Origin of the sequence: Roseovarius sp. MMSF_3281 (assembly GCF_030733685.1) — a bacterium.
Classification (GTDB): domain Bacteria; phylum Pseudomonadota; class Alphaproteobacteria; order Rhodobacterales; family Rhodobacteraceae; genus Roseovarius.
Window position 1 is genome coordinate 54,135 of the sequence record NZ_JASHIM010000009.1, and the last position, 16,686, is coordinate 70,820.

16 protein-coding genes are annotated in these 16,686 nt (G+C 51.3%); 9 read left to right on the forward strand and 7 right to left on the reverse strand.

Translation table 11 applies throughout. From position 1 onward, the window contains the following. The first annotated feature begins 57 nt into the window (after window positions 1-57). The 4 genes from RBB32_RS10735 to thpR all read left to right on the forward strand — a co-directional run bounded on the left by RBB32_RS10735 (window position 58) and on the right by thpR (window position 3,434). Complete coding sequence (locus tag RBB32_RS10735) at window positions 58-696, forward strand: hypothetical protein (protein WP_306152706.1); 639 nt, start codon at window positions 58-60, stop codon at window positions 694-696. Between the two features lie 81 nt (window positions 697-777). After that, window positions 778-1,836: a LysM peptidoglycan-binding domain-containing protein gene (locus tag RBB32_RS10740; RefSeq protein WP_306152707.1), complete on the forward strand. Its 1,059-nt coding sequence runs from the start codon at window positions 778-780 to the stop codon at window positions 1,834-1,836. 45 nt (window positions 1,837-1,881) lie between these two features. Further along, entirely contained in the window at window positions 1,882-2,865 is a 984-nt protein-coding gene (locus RBB32_RS10745; protein ID WP_306152708.1) for a transporter substrate-binding domain-containing protein, read from the forward strand. An 11-nt stretch (window positions 2,866-2,876) separates the two neighbouring features. Further along, window positions 2,877-3,434, forward strand: a complete 558-nt coding sequence (thpR, locus tag RBB32_RS10750; protein ID WP_306152709.1) for an RNA 2',3'-cyclic phosphodiesterase — start codon at window positions 2,877-2,879, stop codon at window positions 3,432-3,434. A 216-nt stretch (window positions 3,435-3,650) separates the two neighbouring features. Here the strand turns inward: thpR and RBB32_RS10755 are convergent, their stop codons facing one another. Genes RBB32_RS10755 through RBB32_RS10765 form a run of 3 tightly spaced genes read right to left on the reverse strand, consistent with a single transcriptional unit; the run spans window position 3,651 to window position 5,537 of the window. Then, window positions 3,651-4,961: a relaxase/mobilization nuclease domain-containing protein gene (locus tag RBB32_RS10755; protein ID WP_306152710.1), complete on the reverse strand. Its 1,311-nt coding sequence runs from the start codon at window positions 4,959-4,961 to the stop codon at window positions 3,651-3,653. A gap of 1 nt (window position 4,962) precedes the next feature. Beyond that, window positions 4,963-5,313, reverse strand: coding sequence for a plasmid mobilization relaxosome protein MobC (gene mobC / locus RBB32_RS10760; protein WP_306152711.1), 351 nt, complete (start codon window positions 5,311-5,313; stop codon window positions 4,963-4,965). Further along, window positions 5,310-5,537 (reverse strand): hypothetical protein, encoded by a 228-nt coding sequence (locus RBB32_RS10765; protein WP_306152712.1) that lies wholly within the window; start codon window positions 5,535-5,537, stop codon window positions 5,310-5,312. Before RBB32_RS10765 ends, mobC begins: the two co-directional genes overlap by 4 nt. Window positions 5,538-5,981: 444 nt before the next feature. Between RBB32_RS10765 and RBB32_RS10770 the strand changes: the two genes are divergently transcribed. The 4 genes from RBB32_RS10770 to RBB32_RS10785 all read left to right on the forward strand — a co-directional run bounded on the left by RBB32_RS10770 (window position 5,982) and on the right by RBB32_RS10785 (window position 11,004). Continuing rightward, window positions 5,982-7,265, forward strand: a complete 1,284-nt coding sequence (locus RBB32_RS10770; protein WP_306152713.1) for a DNA cytosine methyltransferase — start codon at window positions 5,982-5,984, stop codon at window positions 7,263-7,265. Next, window positions 7,262-9,427, forward strand: coding sequence for a sensor histidine kinase (locus RBB32_RS10775; protein WP_306152714.1), 2,166 nt, complete (start codon window positions 7,262-7,264; stop codon window positions 9,425-9,427). Before RBB32_RS10770 ends, RBB32_RS10775 begins: the two co-directional genes overlap by 4 nt. Window positions 9,428-9,429: 2 nt before the next feature. Next, complete coding sequence (locus RBB32_RS10780; RefSeq protein WP_306152715.1) at window positions 9,430-10,476, forward strand: hypothetical protein; 1,047 nt, start codon at window positions 9,430-9,432, stop codon at window positions 10,474-10,476. 108 nt (window positions 10,477-10,584) lie between these two features. Next, window positions 10,585-11,004, forward strand: coding sequence for a very short patch repair endonuclease (locus RBB32_RS10785; protein WP_306152783.1), 420 nt, complete (start codon window positions 10,585-10,587; stop codon window positions 11,002-11,004). 137 nt (window positions 11,005-11,141) lie between these two features. Here RBB32_RS10785 and RBB32_RS10790 read toward each other — a convergent pair whose 3' ends face one another. Both RBB32_RS10790 and RBB32_RS10795 read right to left on the reverse strand, forming a co-directional pair. Beyond that, window positions 11,142-11,744: a recombinase family protein gene (locus tag RBB32_RS10790; protein WP_306152716.1), complete on the reverse strand. Its 603-nt coding sequence runs from the start codon at window positions 11,742-11,744 to the stop codon at window positions 11,142-11,144. Continuing rightward, window positions 11,744-12,238, reverse strand: coding sequence for a hypothetical protein (locus RBB32_RS10795; RefSeq protein WP_306152717.1), 495 nt, complete (start codon window positions 12,236-12,238; stop codon window positions 11,744-11,746). Before RBB32_RS10795 ends, RBB32_RS10790 begins: the two co-directional genes overlap by 1 nt. Window positions 12,239-12,672: 434 nt before the next feature. Between RBB32_RS10795 and RBB32_RS10800 the strand changes: the two genes are divergently transcribed. Further along, window positions 12,673-13,467 carry a hypothetical protein gene (locus RBB32_RS10800; protein WP_306152718.1) on the forward strand — a complete coding sequence of 265 codons (795 nt, stop codon included), beginning with the start codon at window positions 12,673-12,675 and terminating at the stop codon, window positions 13,465-13,467. Between the two features lie 409 nt (window positions 13,468-13,876). Here the strand turns inward: RBB32_RS10800 and RBB32_RS10805 are convergent, their stop codons facing one another. Together RBB32_RS10805 and RBB32_RS10810 are read right to left on the reverse strand one after the other, a co-directional pair. Next, window positions 13,877-14,719, reverse strand: coding sequence for a hypothetical protein (locus tag RBB32_RS10805; protein WP_306152719.1), 843 nt, complete (start codon window positions 14,717-14,719; stop codon window positions 13,877-13,879). A gap of 72 nt (window positions 14,720-14,791) precedes the next feature. Then, a complete protein-coding gene (locus RBB32_RS10810; RefSeq protein WP_306152720.1) occupies window positions 14,792-16,540 on the reverse strand; it encodes a hypothetical protein in 1,749 nt (582 codons plus the stop codon). Window positions 16,541-16,686 lie beyond the last annotated feature (146 nt).

Sequence of the window (16,686 nt, forward strand, 5' to 3'; positions counted from 1 at the left end):
GCTTGTGCAAGCGTGAGGGTCTGGCATTTGGCGTGAAGGCTCTGCTATGGGGGCGGCATGGAACCCGTGAGCACACCCGAGCAGGTCGAGGCGCTGTTTACCCGCGCCGATGGTCGCTATCTTTTTGCCCGTTGGGGGCGGCCCATCGCGCCGATTGTCTTCGGCGTGGATGATGCGACGCTTGAGGTCGTCAAGGGCGCGGTGGAGGCCATGGCGGTTCTGGCCGGCCACCAGATGGCCGAGACCGATCCCGAGCTTGGCGTGAACCTGATGTTTTTCTTTTTCCGCGATTGGGAGGAACTGCGCGAGGTGCCCGATCTGGACCGGATGGTGCCGGACCTGGGGCCCTTGGTGGACAAGCTGATTGCGGGGGATGCCAACCAGTACCGGATTTTCCGGTTCGACGAGGCGGGCGCGATCAAGGCGGCCTTTGTTTTCCTGCGGATGGACAAGGAGTTGAGCAAGGTGCCCGCCGAGACACTGGCGTTGAGCCAGATGGTGCAGACGATCTTGTTGTGGTCCGACAAGGCGTTTCAGGACTGCTCGCCCTTGGCCAGTGTGCCGGATCAGGATACCGTGATCCTGCGCCCGGATATCGCCGAGGTGATCCGGGCGGCCTATGATCCGGTGATGCCCGTGGTGGCGGAGGATCCCAGCCATGCCTTGCGATTGGCGGCGCGGTTGCGGCCGCAGTAGGGGCGGCCCCCGAAGCTGCCAAATGGCTTGACCGAAACCGCAAGATGGGCCTTATTCCCGCGCAGGTGTGGGGCGTGTGTGATGCGGACGATTTTTCTTGTTTGCCTGGTTGTGATCTGTGTGGGCGGCTTTGGTCGCGCCCGGGCCGAGGCCTGTGGCGGGGGCTACACGGTCAAGCCGGGTGAGACCCTGTCGCAGATTGCCGAGGCGCAATATGGCGACGCCGCGTTATGGAGCCGGATTCACAGGGACAATCTTGAACAGTTGGGGGAAAGCCCCGACACCCTGCGGGCCGGGATGCGGTTGCGCTTGCGCTGCGTGAAAGGCGGGCGCGCGGGGCTGCCGGACGGGGCGGGCATGGCTGTTGCCCCGGCGATGGCGGCCGCGCGTGGCGGTGCCGGGCGGATTGATATCCTGACCGCCGGGGATTTCTGGCCTTTCACCGATCCGGCGCTGCCGGGGGGTGGCCTGCTGGCCGAGGTGGTTCAGGCGGCGATGGAGGCCGCCGACCCCGGGCATGGCTTTGCCATCCATTGGGTCAACGACAGGGCCGCGCATCACGAGCCGTTGTTGTCGAACGCGTTGCTGGATATGGGCTTTCCCTGGGCAAGGCCGGATTGTGCGGTGGAGCCGGGCAGCTATGGGTGCGAGACACTGGTGTTCTCGTCGCCGTTTTTCGAGGTTCTTGTGCTTTTGTTCACGGACAAGGGCCGGCCCCTGGATGTCGAAAGCACGACCGGGATGCAGGGCAAGACCCTGTGCCGCCCTTCGGGGTATTCGACCTATATCTTCGATCAGGATGGGCGGAACTGGCTGCGCGACAAGGTGATTACCCTTGAGGTCGCGGCCTCGCCCGAGGCGTGTTTTCACCTTTTGACAGGGGGGCAGGTGGATGGCGTGGTCCTTAACGAATTCCTTGGTCATCACAAGATCAAGACGTTGGGCATCGCAGATCGTATTGCCCCTGTGCCTGGCGCGCCGATTTCGGTGGATACCCTTCACATGGTCGCGCACAAGGCGCACCCGGAAGGAAAATCCGTTCTGGATGTGTTTGACGCGGGGTTGGCGAAGATCAGGACCGATGGAACATATCAAGGTATCTTGGATGAACATATGACCCGTGTTTGGGAGGAGTATTAGGCCATGCTTAGGGTAGGCATACTTCGACTTGTCATCGCTTTGGGAATGTTGAGTGCGCTTCCGGGGATGGCGCAGGCACTTTGCGATGTGACCTACAAGGTGCAGCCGGGCGATACATTGCTTTCCATTGCCGAGACGCATTATGATACCTCGCAGCAATGGACGCTTGTTTACTATGCCAACCAGGCCGTCTTGCAGGGGCAAAACCCGGTGCCGGGGACGGATGTTTACATCCCTTGCCCCGCCACCACGACCGAGCCGGACGCCCCCCACCTGCGCAAGGCCGATGCCGAAATGACTCTGCTGACCGGGGGCAATTACCTGCCCTTTACCGATCGCAATTGGCCGAGTGAGGGGATGGCCACCGAATTGGTTAACGCCGCGCTGGAACTGAGCCCCTCGCCGCTGCCTTACGCCATCGGCTGGGAGGGCGATCGGTCACAGCACCTGTTCCCGCTGTTGGATCAGAAGACCTATGACATGGGCTTTCCGTGGCAAAAGCCCGATTGCGCGGCCACCCCTGACAATGAACGGTGCAAGAATTTCCACTTCTCGGAGCCGCTGATGGACTTGCCCATCATGCTGTTCAAGCGGGAGGGGAGCGATTTTTCCTATGAAAGCGATGCCGATGTGATCGGCAAGCGGCTGTGCCGTCCGGCGGGGTATTTTACCCATGATCTGGATCGCGCCGACCGGCGATGGTTGGCCGAGGGCAAGATCACCCTTGAACAGCCCGACAGCCCCGAGGCCTGTTTCGAGCAGTTGATGGCCGGCAAGGTGGATGCGGTGACGGTCAATATCTTTCTTGGGGCCTCGAAAATCGTCGCCATGGGATTGCGGGGGCGGGTGGTGCCGCTGGACCGGCCGCTATCGCGGGAAAGCCTGCACGTGGTCATCTCGAAGACGCATTGGCGGGGCACGACGCATCTTTACCGGATCAACGCCGGGTTGGCGGCGCTGCGCGACAGTGGCCGGTATAACGAGATCGTCGCGCGCCACCTTGAGGTTTTCTGGGGGCAGTTGAAGTAATGCGGGCATTCGTGGCCCTTCCCCTGCCTGACGATCTGGCCGATGCGCTGGAGCGGTTGCAGGGCGATATATCGGTCGGGCGGGTGGTGCCGCCCGAGAACCTGCATGTGACATTGGCCTTTCTGGGCGATCTTGAGCCGGGCATGGCCGAGGAGGTGCGTGCCGCGCTGTGCGAGGTCGAGGCCCCGCCGGTGATCTTGGATATGCGCGGTGTGGATGTCTTCGGCGGCGATGACCCGCGTATGGTATTTGCCGGGGTGGAACCCGACCCTGCGCTGAAGGCCCTGCGCGACAAGGTTTACGCGGCGGCGCGGGGTGTCGGGCTGGAATTGTCGCGCAAGCGGTTTCGCCCGCATGTGACGCTGTCGCGGTTTTCCCGGCGCATGCCGCAGTTCGAACTTGATCGGCTGGGATCGTTCCTTGAGGCGCATGGGGCTTTTCGGCTGGAGCCGGTGGAGGTGTCGCAATTCGGGCTTTATCGCTCAATCCTGTCGCAGGAGGGGCCGCGCTATGAGGAATTGGCGCTTTATGATCTGGGGCCGCTTGCGGCGCGGGGCGGCCAGACATAGGGTGCCGGCATGACCCATCGTTTTCCCATCCGCGTCTATTACGAAGACAGGTAGGGGTGTAAGGATTTCATTTTTTATTAAATAAAATCAGTCAATTAAATCTTATTTTCCTGTTGCCCCAGCCTTCTTGTGACCACCGGTGACCACAGCTCGGCTATTTTTTGGAATTTTTCGTTAACCTGCGTGCTGTATAATCGCGCGTTTTTTGGCGGAAAATCAGGGGCCACTTGGCCCGTTTGGCTGCATCGAACGCCGCCACGCATCTAGCACTTTTTCCGCATAGAGCGGGTCGTCGTTGTCGATAGAAGATGGCTCAGGACTTGATGAAATTGCGCTCAAGAATTGTGAACTGGTTTGATTTCCAAACTTCATTCGCGAGTTCGATTTGTTCGCTGCTGATCGAGTGGCTGCTGATGTCAGGCGTTGCTTTGAAATGTTTCGATCATTGAGTTGAACGCTTCTGTTAACCCCGTCACTTCGTTCGCTAACCGTTCCAGTGCCTCGGTTTGGCCAATTTGGTTCTCCGAGATTTGTTCCAGTTGTTCTTGAAGCATTGTGATCGGGTCGGGCTGTTCTTGATCTGCCGCTGGCGCGTTCATCTGATCCAAGAGATCGAACAGATAGCTTTTGATTTGTTGAATCTGATCGAACATTGGTTCGATGTTGTCTGTTCTCTTCGACATTGTGTCGATCTCTATTTTCAGCGTGTGAAGCTGCTTGCCGATCTTTAGCTGCGAGGACTTCTGTGACGTCTTTTGCTTTGATTCCGAGGGCTTTATGGGTGGAGCAGATGAGCTCGCCGTCTTGGTCTTTGAGAAGAATGACATTTTTTCGATCACCTTTTTCTATGCGAACGCCGTGGTCTGCGGCGAGTTTTGCAAGGGCTTCTCCCTTTTCCTGGTTCGAGTTTTCTCGAAGCCGGGTCATCTCGTATGCGATTTGCGGAAGATCGACGCCGTGACGCTCCGCTTTCTGATGTACCCCCTTGGAGAACACAGTCGAAGGCCGTGGGCCGTCGCAGATGTCGTTAAATACGGACTTTGCCCGGTCTGGCGCGGCATCACGGACAGCGCGATTATGAGCACCCTTTACCTGCTGGTGACCGAATTTCACTTCGGCAATCCGGGCGATTTTCTCGTTTCGCGCATAGTTATGCGAGGACGACATCGTGCGACCTTCCTGGTTTTGCTCTGAAACCAGAATGTGGTAATGGGGTACCTTAATACCGTCCGGCCGCTCTTTGACATGCTCGTAAACAGCGACCGAGCGATCTTTGAAGTCAAACTCCTTGTTGAGCATTTGCATCAGGTCTCGGTACTGATCCGGTGTCAGCGTCTCCGTTGGGGAAATATTGAAATGCCGAATTCCATATTTTTTCCCATCCTGGGTGGCCAGCTCGTCATCGAGCATGAGATCATCTTCAGACCCGGCGACTAGGCGAACGACTTCGTTTTGCTCAGTCTTATTGACATGAGCAATAACGTTCCGACCTCCACCGCTACCAATCCGTGTCTGGTTGATGATCATTTCAGAGCGCCTCTCGAATGAGCTCCTTCAGTTCTGCGTGCTCCTTCTGGAGCTTCCGCAACCGCGTTTCGATACTCATAACCTGCTCGCCATCAAGCTTATGACCATACTCCAGGCGGGCTTCATTCACGCTCTTGGCGATCTGGTTCAGGTTGTTGCCGATCCCGTTTGAGATCTTCAGCGATCTGAGAAGAAGATCCCGCGAAGGCAGTTTCCTGCCCTCGCCCTCACCGAAGAGGCGGAAGCGGATATATTCCGCATCTCGCATCCGGTGTTCCCGAGCTGCATCCTGGAACCGCTCCTTTTCAGCGTCGCTGGCCCGGAATTTGATCTGGTGAGGACGTGTGCTCATGGCTTCGGTGCCTCCGGCGCTACACCGTTTTCCTTCGTATCACGGAATCGTTCGAGCTGACGTTTGATGGAACAGATGGCGAAGCCTGCCTTCGTGACTTCCTCGTCGTTCACCTCTCCCAAGAGATCGGCAAAGTCTTCTTCGATACCATTGAGAATGGATGTGTAGAGATCCAACTTTATTGGTTGCTGATTTCCGAGACCGTCTTCCATTTTTTTCGACATTCTGTATCCTCTCACTGTCTTCAGGGGGTCTGCGGGGCGAAGCCCCCAGCGTGGCGGCAGTAGGGACCAGCGGTCCCGGATGCCATGCCTCGCTATAGACAAAAGCCACCAATCTCAGGTGGGTTTGAAACCTTAACAATCAGTTAAGGAATTGTTTTCTGAGGCGCAGGAAAAGTAGAGCGGACGTTCAGCCGATACGCAGCGAAAGTCCGTTCAGCGCCCAACCTGAAAGATGCTGCGCAGGGCATATTTCGACATGAAACGGCGGGAAGTCGACCTTCACCGCAAATTCTGCGCCCATATCTAATGCGCCACAGAGCAGACATTGGTGGTTCCAAATCCACAGTGGTGCCTGGCAGTCTTTTGAAGTATTTAGTTAGAGAGCACCAGCGCCATGGAAAACGATAGCTCTAACCCGCAACACAAGTGACCTTGCCGCCTTTCATGTTTGATCTCAAAACAAAAATTAGCAATAAACCCATTTTCATAGACCTTTTCGCGGGGGCTGGTGGGCTTTCTGAGGGTTTTGTTCGCGCTGGTTTCGATCCTGTCGTTCATGTCGAAGCTGACCCTGGTGCAGCCTACACCCTTCGTACTAGAGAGGCATTCCATTTGTTGAAAGGCCGCGGCGATCTCACCGCGTACTTTGCATATCTATCGGGTCAACTGAAAAGAAACGAACTCTATTCCCAAGCGTTTGGAACTGGCTCCAATTCCGTCATCAACGACACTATTGGTGCGGAAAGTCTTTCAAAGATCTTTGATCTGCTAGACGCTCGGATTGGCACACGGAGGTTAGACCTTATTGTGGGAGGGCCCCCGTGCCAAGCGTATTCACTTGTTGGACGAGCACGCTCTGAACAAAAAATGGTAGGCGATCAACGGAACTACCTGTTTGTTTATTATGCCGAATTTTTAAGGCGGTATCGACCGAATTTCTTCATTTTTGAGAACGTTGTCGGTTTGCTGACCGCACGTGAAGTCGATGGTACACGGTACTTCGATATGATGTTGACGCTTTTCAAGGAGCTTGGATATTCGGTTGAGTATCAAGTCATCGCAGCCGACGAGCACGGCATTCCTCAGAAGCGAAAAAGAATAATTCTCGTTGGAACAAGAGGACGGAAATGCGGATTCTTTCCTGAGCTTGACAAGGTTCCGACTGACTTCTTGGTGGAGGATGCAATCGGGGACTTGCCATCTCTACGTGCGGGAAAAGGGGCACCTTATATCACATCCCTAGAAAAACCTCCCAGCCGTTGGCTGGTGCAATCAGGTTTACTCTCGGGAACCGGGTGTACTACTTGGCACGAAGCGCGTCCACACAATCCGAGGGACCTTAGAATTTTCAAAAAAGTAGTTAATAAGTGGAACAAAAAAGGGGAACGGTTGAGTTATAATGACCTGCCTGAGGTGCTAAAAACTCATAGTAATCGAAATTCGTTTCTTGATCGTTTTAAGGTCGTTGCTGCAGACCTACCAGCGTCACACACTGTGGTTGCCCATATTGCCAAAGATGGGAACTACTACATCCATCCAGATAATGCGCAAAACAGATCGCTGACTCCGCGCGAAGCTGCAAGGCTGCAAACCTTCCCAGACGACTTCTATTTTGAGAGCGCAAGTGGAAAACCAAGCCGAACCTCGGCATTCAAGCAAATTGGGAATGCTGTTCCGGTCCTACTAGCTGAGCAAATCGCAAGGAAATTTGTGGAGAACTGGTCATGAGTGGCGACGATGTATTCTCAATTCGACCGGCAGGTCGGCACATATTAACTATCGGTCGCGATCTAATCCAAGATCCTTATGCTGCTGTTGTTGAACTAGTAAAGAACGCCTTCGACGCAGATTCCGAGTTCGTTGAGGTGGAATTTAAGGCAGATACTGAAAGACAAGAATATAAAATCATCATTTCTGATGGTGGCCACGGAATGTCGAGGTCAGATGTCGTTGAACGGTGGATGGTCCCGTCCACCGACGACAAGCTGAAGCGAAAGATTAGTCCCAAAGGTCGAGTTCTCCAGGGACGAAAAGGCGTCGGCCGCTTTGCAGCGTCTATTCTGGGTGACGATCTTCTGTTGGAAACCACCACTGAAAATGGGGAAACCACCTCTGTATTTGTAGAATGGGCAACCTTCGAAGATGCAAGCTATCTGGATCAGGTAGAGCTACTTATTGATACTCGAAAGTCCGACTCCAAACCCGGCACGGTTCTTACGATAAAGGGTGGCAAAGTTGGGCTGGAAGAATGGAATGAAATACAATTTCGCCGTTTGATGTATGAGTTGCGAAAGTTGACACCTCCTACTGCGGCTGTCTCTGGAGTTGTTTTAAAGTCAGAGAAGTTTGATATAAAACTGAAAATATCTGGCTTCGAAGGTGTTCAGGACACAGAAGAAACCATCGATTCATTCCCGATCCTAGAGTTCTACGATTACATGATTTCCGGATATGTGGACGAAAACGGCATCGGCGAACTCACCTACTTCACGCAGAAAATCGATAACGCAAGCGCGGAGCAGTTTTCCGTTGATTTTTCCGGGTTCTTTGAGAAGTCATGCGGTCCTCTTACCTTCGACATCCGGGTTTATGATCGTGACAAGAATGATATCGACCAAATTATTCGTAGAGGTCTGAAGGACAAAGACGGAAACTACCTTGGCAACCTAGCTGCTCGGCAACTGCTGAACTTCAATAATGGCATCGGTGTTTACAGAAACGGATTTCGAGTTCGACCGTTGGGTGATGCACAGTTCGACTGGCTTAAACTCAACCAAAAGAGAATCCAAAACCCTTCCAGAAAAGTTGGGGGAAACCAAGTCATTGGATTTGTGCACATCGATTCCGAGGAGAGGTCGGGATTGGTTGAGAAAAGTGCCCGGGACGGTCTCAAAGAAAATGCGGCATACGAACGATTGATCGATGTGACCACCAAGGTCATTGAAGAATTGGAAATTCGAAGATTCGCGTTGCGAAGATCGCTTGACTTGGGCAAGCCGAAGTCTCGCGTCGAAAAGCAAATTCAGCAATTGTTTTCGGACGACCACATTCGTGTGGACGTGGTTACGAGGCTAGAGCGCGCAGGCATAGGAGAGGCTGTAACCAAAGAAATATCTGACATCCTTACAAGGGACATGGCCGCAAAGAACAAGGCTGCAGAGAGCATTAGGCAAACGGTTGCTGTCTATCAGGGTCAGGCTACTCTCGGAAAAATTGTAAACGTTGTTCTGCATGAAGGGCGTCGGCCACTGAACTTTTTCAAGAACCAAGTTCCGAACCTTGAGTATTGGGCTGGTGTATTTGGCGACAATCCCACATCGCAGAACTTGGAACAGGTTCTGCCAATTGCAAAGGAACTTGGACACAACGCAGAGGTGTTTGCGCGTCTTTTCGAAAGACTTGACCCACTGGCGGCGGGCAAACGTGCGGAAGCTCGCCCATTTAACATGTCGGAGGTGTTGAACGGCTCTCTACAAGTGTTTGAAAACACGCTGACAGAAGTCGGAGCTAGTTCGGTCGTCGAGGGTCCACTTGATTTCGAACTACTAGGTTGGAAGCAAGATTTCTATGCGATTTTTACCAACTTGATTGATAACAGCGTTTATTGGTTCGCAGAAAAAGGCACGAAGAACCCTTCGATCATGATACGTTTTGAGGTTTCCGAAAGTGGTCTCGCATACATTGATTATAGAGATAGCGGACCCGGAATTGATAAATCGCTCATCGAATCAGAGGTGATTTTCGACCCTGAGTTTTCTACGAAAAGAGATGGTACTGGTTTGGGTCTTGCGATTGCGGGGGAAGCGGCATCAAGAAATGGCCTTGAGTTGAATGTTCTGGAGTCCGATCAAGGTGCGTATTTCAGGTTGCAACCCGAAAACGGAGAATAGATTTGACTATTAAGCTATTGTTGGTGGAAGACGATGAAGGCGACCGTCAAGGCTTTATGCAAAGCGTAACTCGTTTCAACCATGAGAACAAAACCGAATTTGAAGTCGTTCCTTTTGGTACATTAAACGAAACTTTGAGTGCTTTGGACAGCAGCTTTGACTGCGCTGTCATTGATATGAAGTTAGGTGATGCAGGCGCTGAAGGTAATGAGGTTCTTAAGGCTTTTGGCGAGGCGAATCTTCGAATGCCAGTTGTAATCCTAACCGGAACACCCAGTGAAGCCGATGATAGGTTCGTGCACATTGACGTGCAAAAAAAGGGTGATGCAGATCACATCGAAATTCTCGAAGACTTTCGCCAAGTATATGCCTCGGGTTTGACTAGGGTAATGGGTGGACGTGGGCTTGTTGAACAGTCGTTGAGTCAGGTGTTTAAGTCCAATCTGCTAAGTCAAAAAGAGGCATGGAAGAGGTATGGGCAGCAAGACCCTGAAAAGTCAGAAAAGGCATTGATGCGCCATGTCATGAACCATCTAATTAGTATGGTCGACATGGACGAAGAGAGCTGTGTTCCAGAAGAATTCTATATCCACCCTCCTGTCGACAGTATTACACGAACTGGAAGCGTGGTTCAGTCCAAGCAGAGCGGAGACTACTATGCTATTCTCACACCCCTGTGTGATTTGACAACCCGGGCTAACGGCGAGATCAGTGCCAGAAAGCTCATGCTGTGTAGGATTTCGTCATTTGATGATTGTGTTTCAGAGCTTCCACAAGACAAACAAAACAAAAAAGGTAGGGAAGCATTCAAGGACAATTTGGAGCGAAACAACAAAGGGTCTTATCATTTTCTGCCTGAGACAGAATTTTTCGCGGGCGGTTATTTGGATTTTGAAGCATTGACTTCGGTACCGAAAGCAGGGTTTTCAGAGCAATTCAGTGATCCACTTCTCCAGATTTCGCCAGCGTTTATCAAGGACATCATCGCGCGGTTTTCGTCTCATTTTGGCAGGCAAGGACAACCTACCCTTACCTTTGCCAACGAGTGATCCTTAGTGGACGATGGCGCGGCTATTTTGTTCGAAGCAAGACCTCAGAGAGTCTAGGGACAAAAGCGCGTGACTAGGAAACGTAACGGTGATGGCAATGTGACTTCTGTGTCGGCAACACGCTCTTTCAACATGTCTCGCATCCGTGCAAAGGATACGAAACCGGAGCTGATCGTGAGGCGAATTCTGCACTCAATGGGCTACCGCTACAGGCTACATGCACCGAAGTTGCCCGGCAGGCCAGACATCGTGTTTCGTCCTCTTAGAAAGGTGATCTTCGTTCATGGGTGCTATTGGCATCGACATCCAGGCTGCCCGAAGACAACGACCCCAAAAACAAGGCAAGACTTTTGGCAAGCGAAATTTGAAAGAAATGTTCAGCGTGACCGCGACGTGATGAAGAAACTTACAGAAATGGGCTGGTCGTATTTGGTTGTTTGGGAATGCGAAACCATTGATGCAGATCTTCTTGTGCGGAGACTGTCTACATTTCTAGCATTTGACAGGACAACGTGCGCCGGTGTCTGATTTGAAGAAGCAGCACCGCCGCATGTCTGTTCCTAGTTGAACGACCGGTATGGGCCGAAATGCGTCAGGCCGCCTCTGAACGGAGTGCCCGCGCAAAGCATCCGCTTCATGTACAAACCTGTTGTGTAGAGTTGCGTTTAAGCGATCTGAATGAGTTGATATTTCGCGCGAACGACTGGGATTTCTTCGTCAAAACGTTCGTCGGCAACTCGATAAACAGTCTTCGTTGAACAGTTCTGATCGCGTGCAATCTGTGTGATCGTCATATCTGTTGTTTCGATAAGACGTGCGATTTCGTCATGATCATACTGAACCTTTCGACCTTTGTACTTTCCTTTCTGTTTCGCCTTTTGGATGCCTTCTCGTTGACGCTGTTTTAGAATATCGCGCTCGAACTCGGCGAAGGCGCTCATGATATGAAGCTGAAGTCGCGATTGCGGATCGTCGTCATCACGTGCGAAACGCAAACTGTTCTTGATGAAGTAAACTGCCGCGCCTTTTGCATTCAGTTCTTCAACGATAGCGGTTAGATCTTTCAAATTTCTTGCAAGTCGATCAATCGACCAGACAACTATCTCGTCTCCGTCTCGCGCATACCTGATCATTTCCCGTAATTGGGGGCGCTCTCGAAACGCCCCAGAAAGTTTTTCTTCGAAAATTTTGTCAACGTTGCCCAATTCTTGCCGGTCAAGATTTTGGTCGAGCGACGAAACGCGACGGTATCCAATTTTCTCACCCATTACTCTGTGCCTGCATACCGTTGTGGGTCATCATTGGCGACGTCATACATGAGATCTTTCAGGCTCTTTTCTTGATCCTCAGTGAAGAAAATGCCCGCCTCTGCATAATGCTGCAGCATACTTTCGAACATATCGCTGATTTGAACGCCAGTACGTCCGAAGCACGTCCGAAGTTTGCGCAGCATCGCACTACTGACTTCGGCCCGGATATCACGCTCGAATTCGAAATCTGATATGTATCGGTTCGCCGGAAACCATTCGAGTATGGGACTACTGTCGTCGTCGGCATCGTAATTTTGCCAACGCCCAGGCTGGACCTCGGCTCCAAGCTCATCAACGTAAATAGGCTCCTCAGAAATGTTCTCGAAAATGTACAAACCGGTTTTGACAATGTTCGGCTGTATCATCCGAATTTTATTAAACCGGTCGATGAATTCCTCGACTTCGTGCGGTTGCATTTTTGTCTGGTCGTTCGGTTGTGTTAATTTTGGCATTTGTTTCTCCCGTAATTTGTCTTATGGGTCTTAGGTAACAACGACAGATTAAGACAAAATTTAAGAACTAACTCTAACGCATGCGGGTAGGGGAATTTCTGTGTGCGGGTGCAAGGGTAGACCCTAACGCACTGCGGGTCTGCTGAATGTCGAGATTAATCGGTCACTAATCACTTCAAAGCTGATCTAGGGTTTGCCACATGACAAAAGGTTCCCAGCTTGCCTGACGTGTGCCCTCCGTTACTTATACGATGGATCGAGGGATGGGTGAAACTTCGGTTGCCGTGACCGGCAGTAATGCGCAGAAAGCGGGGTTTGCAAAGTTTGGGCGGTTTCCCGACAGCGGACCTCCAAGCTAAGTGTCGCAAATGCCGGGGCCATTGTTCCCGTTGGCTCCATCTGCTCATTGCTAGGGTTCTGTGGAGCTTTCCCTCGTGGGTAAGTTCAGTCACGTTATGGAAATGATTCGTCCGCTCATAGTTGTTGCAGCTTCGATCCTAGGGATTTCAAGCGTGGCCTTTTGTGGCTTCGCTCTGAATGCCTTGCCGGGATTCTTGTATCTGGTTGATCCTGGCATGTACGCGTCGTTCCTTGCCGCTCTTGTTTTTGACCTGGTAGCAGCCATCGCCGTTGGACGTCTGTGTGTTATGCTCGTGTCGGCGTTACTTGGGCAAATGAGTGTCATTGTAAATCGCAGTGACAACAATTCCCGCCGTAGAACGCGAATTCTTATGTGGTCAGTCATGTCTAGATCTCCAATCGCATTGCAATATGCGTCGATAGGACTGAGCTTGGCATTATTTGCATTTCTATATCTCGGATGGGCCGGTGCATTTGCATACTTCATGATTGCCGGAATACTCTGCTTTGGAGGGTTCTTCCTTCTTTTTAGGTTTAAGAGGCAAATTCTGGGGGTTGTTCGCCCGCCCTTCGACAGTGAGGAACTACTCAAATTGATCGCCGAAAAGAAGGTGAGTTTCACAGTCTCTACGACTATCGCGGCGTTAGCTTTTTCGTTAGGTGTGACCAGAGCGGAAGTGATCTTTGAACAAGAGGGTGTGTGGATTTGTAACGATACCACTTCGTTCGACGGTGCGGTCCTTGGAAGGTCGTTAGGTGGTTTGGTCGTTGTCTTGCATGACGACGAAGGCGATCCACAAAGTGTAAAAATTGTTGACCCCAAGGCCGAGGGATTTTCTCTTTCAGCAACGCGTGCTGGGTGTCACTAGGTCCTGATGGCTTAGAAGCCATTTTCGCATATCGCAATTCAAGCAGATTCTCTTCCACATTAATCTTTTACGGCCTTCTCGCCGTTGCTATGGATCGCCTCACGCATTTCGGAGGGCGGCGGCTTTGGCGGCGTGAAACAACCAAGGAGCCTCGGGCACGGGCCGGACTGTCGCCGCACCACAGAAGGATGTTGCTGGCATTTAGCGGATCAGGCGAAGGGCTGGCCGTGACTTATGGCCGCTTGGTCCCGCATGCCGGTCACTCAACGGACGCAAAGCGAAAGTCTGCTCTGATGAACCCCACCGTTTCGCCCCATGTCCGCTTCGGGGCTGAAACCCATTATCTGACGTTTTCTTTTAGGATTCTTGCCTCCAGACCTCACGCCTGTCTTTAAACCGGGATCTTGCTTCAGGTGCAGAAGACTAGCTTCTCCAAACCCGGAGACGTCAACTGCGCTGTCGGTCGATGAGGTCCCACAAGGTCTCCTAGAGCGTCTATTAGCGGTTTGACGTGCTTTTCATCGTCGGTTGCAAATAAGAGCATAGACAAAGAACTTTGAAACATAACGACCGACGCAAGCAAGCCTTTCCCATCGGTATTATAGTTGAGAGAAAACTGTCCGTGTGACACTTTCCGTCCTTGTTCAAGCTGGCCGAAAAGGGGCATCATACTTAGACATGCATGGTACATCTCCATTGGCATACCTTTGTTTAAGTACCACTCCGTGAACAGCACTCCGCTCATTTCAATGGGACGCCCACAAAGTTTTGAAAAGGCCGCCATGGCAACTTTCTCAGAGAACAGGTGAAGATGCCGCCTGACTTCAGGGCCATTGGCAGACAGCTCAATCGCAGGTCGCAAGAGTCCATTAACCCGAAGCATGGTGTCTTTTCTTGCATGTGGTGGTGCCAATTCTTTTGAGACACTTGGGGCGGTGTTCCTCACTGAACTCAATAGTTTTGAGAATTTTTTGACCTTCCATGCATTCTCATTGAAAGGCTCAATCATAGCAAACATCTGCGCTACTGCGTCTACGCCTGTTGTACCGTTATTGCATCTCTCACAACTTGGGAATTCCCATCCCTTAGGCCGGTCGCGATCCTTAAACATTCCAATAGGAGGCATGTGTTCCAGAGTGAACGGCCCAGTTGATGAACAGTACACGCACCGCTCTGCATTATCTAACAGCGATTTGTGTCGGATTTCTTTTTGTTTCTTTTCACCCAATTTTCCACCCATCAAGATTTTCACCAAAGCATAGTAGCATCTGAATCTTGAATGAATGACCAAGTTGCCGAGGCAATTCTTTCTCTTTTTGGTGAGTCAGGGCGTTTCCCTCAAACAGTCTTCGAGTACATCACGTTGAACGAGTTCGCCCCGGAAATGGAATTTTTCTGTTTCAATCTCTTCTCCATCAAAAATCGCGAGAAAGTCTGGATGGGCGTTTTTATCGCCCTGAGACGTTGCCTCATTTTCTGAGGTTTTTGCATGTTGTTCCATCGTTTCGAAGATGGCTAGGGCGTCATCAATCTCCCTTTTGCTGGATTTGGGAGGGGGGTCTTGATCTTCTAAAACCTCTATTTGGTCATATGTTGAATACGGTTCATACTGATTCCCAGTTGTCGTGTCGTAGAGAACTACTGTAGCTTCATTGTATTCTTCCGCCCGCGCGACCAGGAATTCGTTGTACTGGTCCGCGTGCTTGTCAAGAATCTCTCTGTATGAAAGCTTTCTGCGATTACCGTCACTGTCGCGATAGCAGTCGTATAAATCATCTTCAGGGATTGTCGTGAACAGATCGTGTAGGGCTTTTGCTTCATATGGCTTTGGAGCGCCTCGCTGCTCCCAACGCTTACAATCCTTGTCCTGATGCTTTCTCAACTCTGCTAGTCGAGACAAAGACTTCGCGTCGGTTGCCTGTGGATCGTACCCGAACATAACAACCGCTCCTTCAAAAATAGGGCTGACGAATGAGCCAGGGTTCACTCTTCTTATGAGAATGTTACGTGACAGCTTTCTTGGCTTGCTTGCCAATTTCTTTTTATCTTTCAAGTCTGTTGGGGAGTTTCGATCACCATTTCGAGATGAGTCAACGTCACTTTCAATCAGCTCTGAATGCGGGAAAAACAAGGTGGACTTACGAGAACATCTATAAACTCTACCGCCCTTCAAAACTGATTTTAGCCCTTTTTTCTTCAATTGCGTTCTGTATTTCTTAAATTCGCCGACTGGCTGCGAGAGTTTCTTTCCCTGTACCTGATGGTGCAGCCAAGCGAGTTCCTCGGGAGAAATCCTGCCAAGTGTTTCGGCCTTAAAAGGGTAACGAGCAAAGCGTGCCGGGTCTTTGATCACTCCTTCATCTTGCGGCTCAGTGCCAAAGTAACTCTCGGTTCTCGCCATGAATTTGTTGTAATCATCTCGCTCTAAATAGGGCATCCGCAGCACTATATTTGCATGAAGGTGGTATTGGCTAAGACCGTTTCGCGGAAATTCAAAGCCCAAGAAGTCCACTTCGACACCGAACATTTTGCAGATGTATTTCGCCCAATAGTTTAGGCCATCTCGGAACTTAGAATATCGCTGATAAAGGCAATCGCAGTCGGGCTTTGCAGGATCGTAAGTGATATTGTTCCGCTTACCAGCGGTGATAGTGAAGTACTTGGCGTTGCTGTTCTCTGGTCTCTGAAGCCAACCAATTAGATCGTATTCAACCTCCCTGCGATTGCTGATGGCCTTTTCCGGCAACACATTTAGGTTCCTCAGCCTACCAATCGGACGCACTTCTTGCGTCACATTCGTCACCATTACAAGCCCGTGCCAAATCCCATTTTCATCCTGCTTTGCAGGTGTGCCCGCCATGGTGTTCACACCGGCATCTTCGAGCTTACGCACGATTTCTTGTGTCAGCTCCTTGATACCGCACTTTTTTTGGAAGCTTTTGCGGTAATCTGCCGGTATCGCGCACTTACCAACTATCTCGTTATCAACATCATCAAGATGTAAGCCGGGACCATCATCAAGGTACTCAACACTAGAGGGCCACTTATCATTCTTGTTCGCAATCACACTCATTGTCGTTCTCCATTTACTTGAGACAAAGAGCGCGACTTAAACTTTCTATTAACTGTGTTTGTGTTATGTACAGCATACCAATGCGATATGGGGTCGAGGGTGCACGCTCTTGGCCCCTTTATTTTGGAGACCTGTCATACTTTGTT

What these genes read in the sequence shown, in the direction of transcription:
- RBB32_RS10810 (WP_306152720.1), bottom strand. Translation starts at nt 16,540, where the DNA reads ATGAGTGTGATTGCGAACAAGAATGATAAGTGGCCCTCTAGTGTTGAG.
- RBB32_RS10745 (WP_306152708.1), top strand. Translation starts at nt 1,882, where the DNA reads ATGTTGAGTGCGCTTCCGGGGATGGCGCAGGCACTTTGCGATGTGACC.
- RBB32_RS10765 (WP_306152712.1), bottom strand. Translation starts at nt 5,537, where the DNA reads ATGTCGAAAAAAATGGAAGACGGTCTCGGAAATCAGCAACCAATAAAG.
- RBB32_RS10755 (WP_306152710.1), bottom strand. Translation starts at nt 4,961, where the DNA reads ATGATCATCAACCAGACACGGATTGGTAGCGGTGGAGGTCGGAACGTT.
- RBB32_RS10740 (WP_306152707.1), top strand. Translation starts at nt 778, where the DNA reads ATGCGGACGATTTTTCTTGTTTGCCTGGTTGTGATCTGTGTGGGCGGC.
- RBB32_RS10775 (WP_306152714.1), top strand. Translation starts at nt 7,262, where the DNA reads ATGAGTGGCGACGATGTATTCTCAATTCGACCGGCAGGTCGGCACATA.
- RBB32_RS10790 (WP_306152716.1), bottom strand. Translation starts at nt 11,744, where the DNA reads ATGGGTGAGAAAATTGGATACCGTCGCGTTTCGTCGCTCGACCAAAAT.
- RBB32_RS10795 (WP_306152717.1), bottom strand. Translation starts at nt 12,238, where the DNA reads ATGCCAAAATTAACACAACCGAACGACCAGACAAAAATGCAACCGCAC.
- RBB32_RS10770 (WP_306152713.1), top strand. Translation starts at nt 5,982, where the DNA reads ATGTTTGATCTCAAAACAAAAATTAGCAATAAACCCATTTTCATAGAC.
- mobC (WP_306152711.1), bottom strand. Translation starts at nt 5,313, where the DNA reads ATGAGCACACGTCCTCACCAGATCAAATTCCGGGCCAGCGACGCTGAA.
- RBB32_RS10735 (WP_306152706.1), top strand. Translation starts at nt 58, where the DNA reads ATGGAACCCGTGAGCACACCCGAGCAGGTCGAGGCGCTGTTTACCCGC.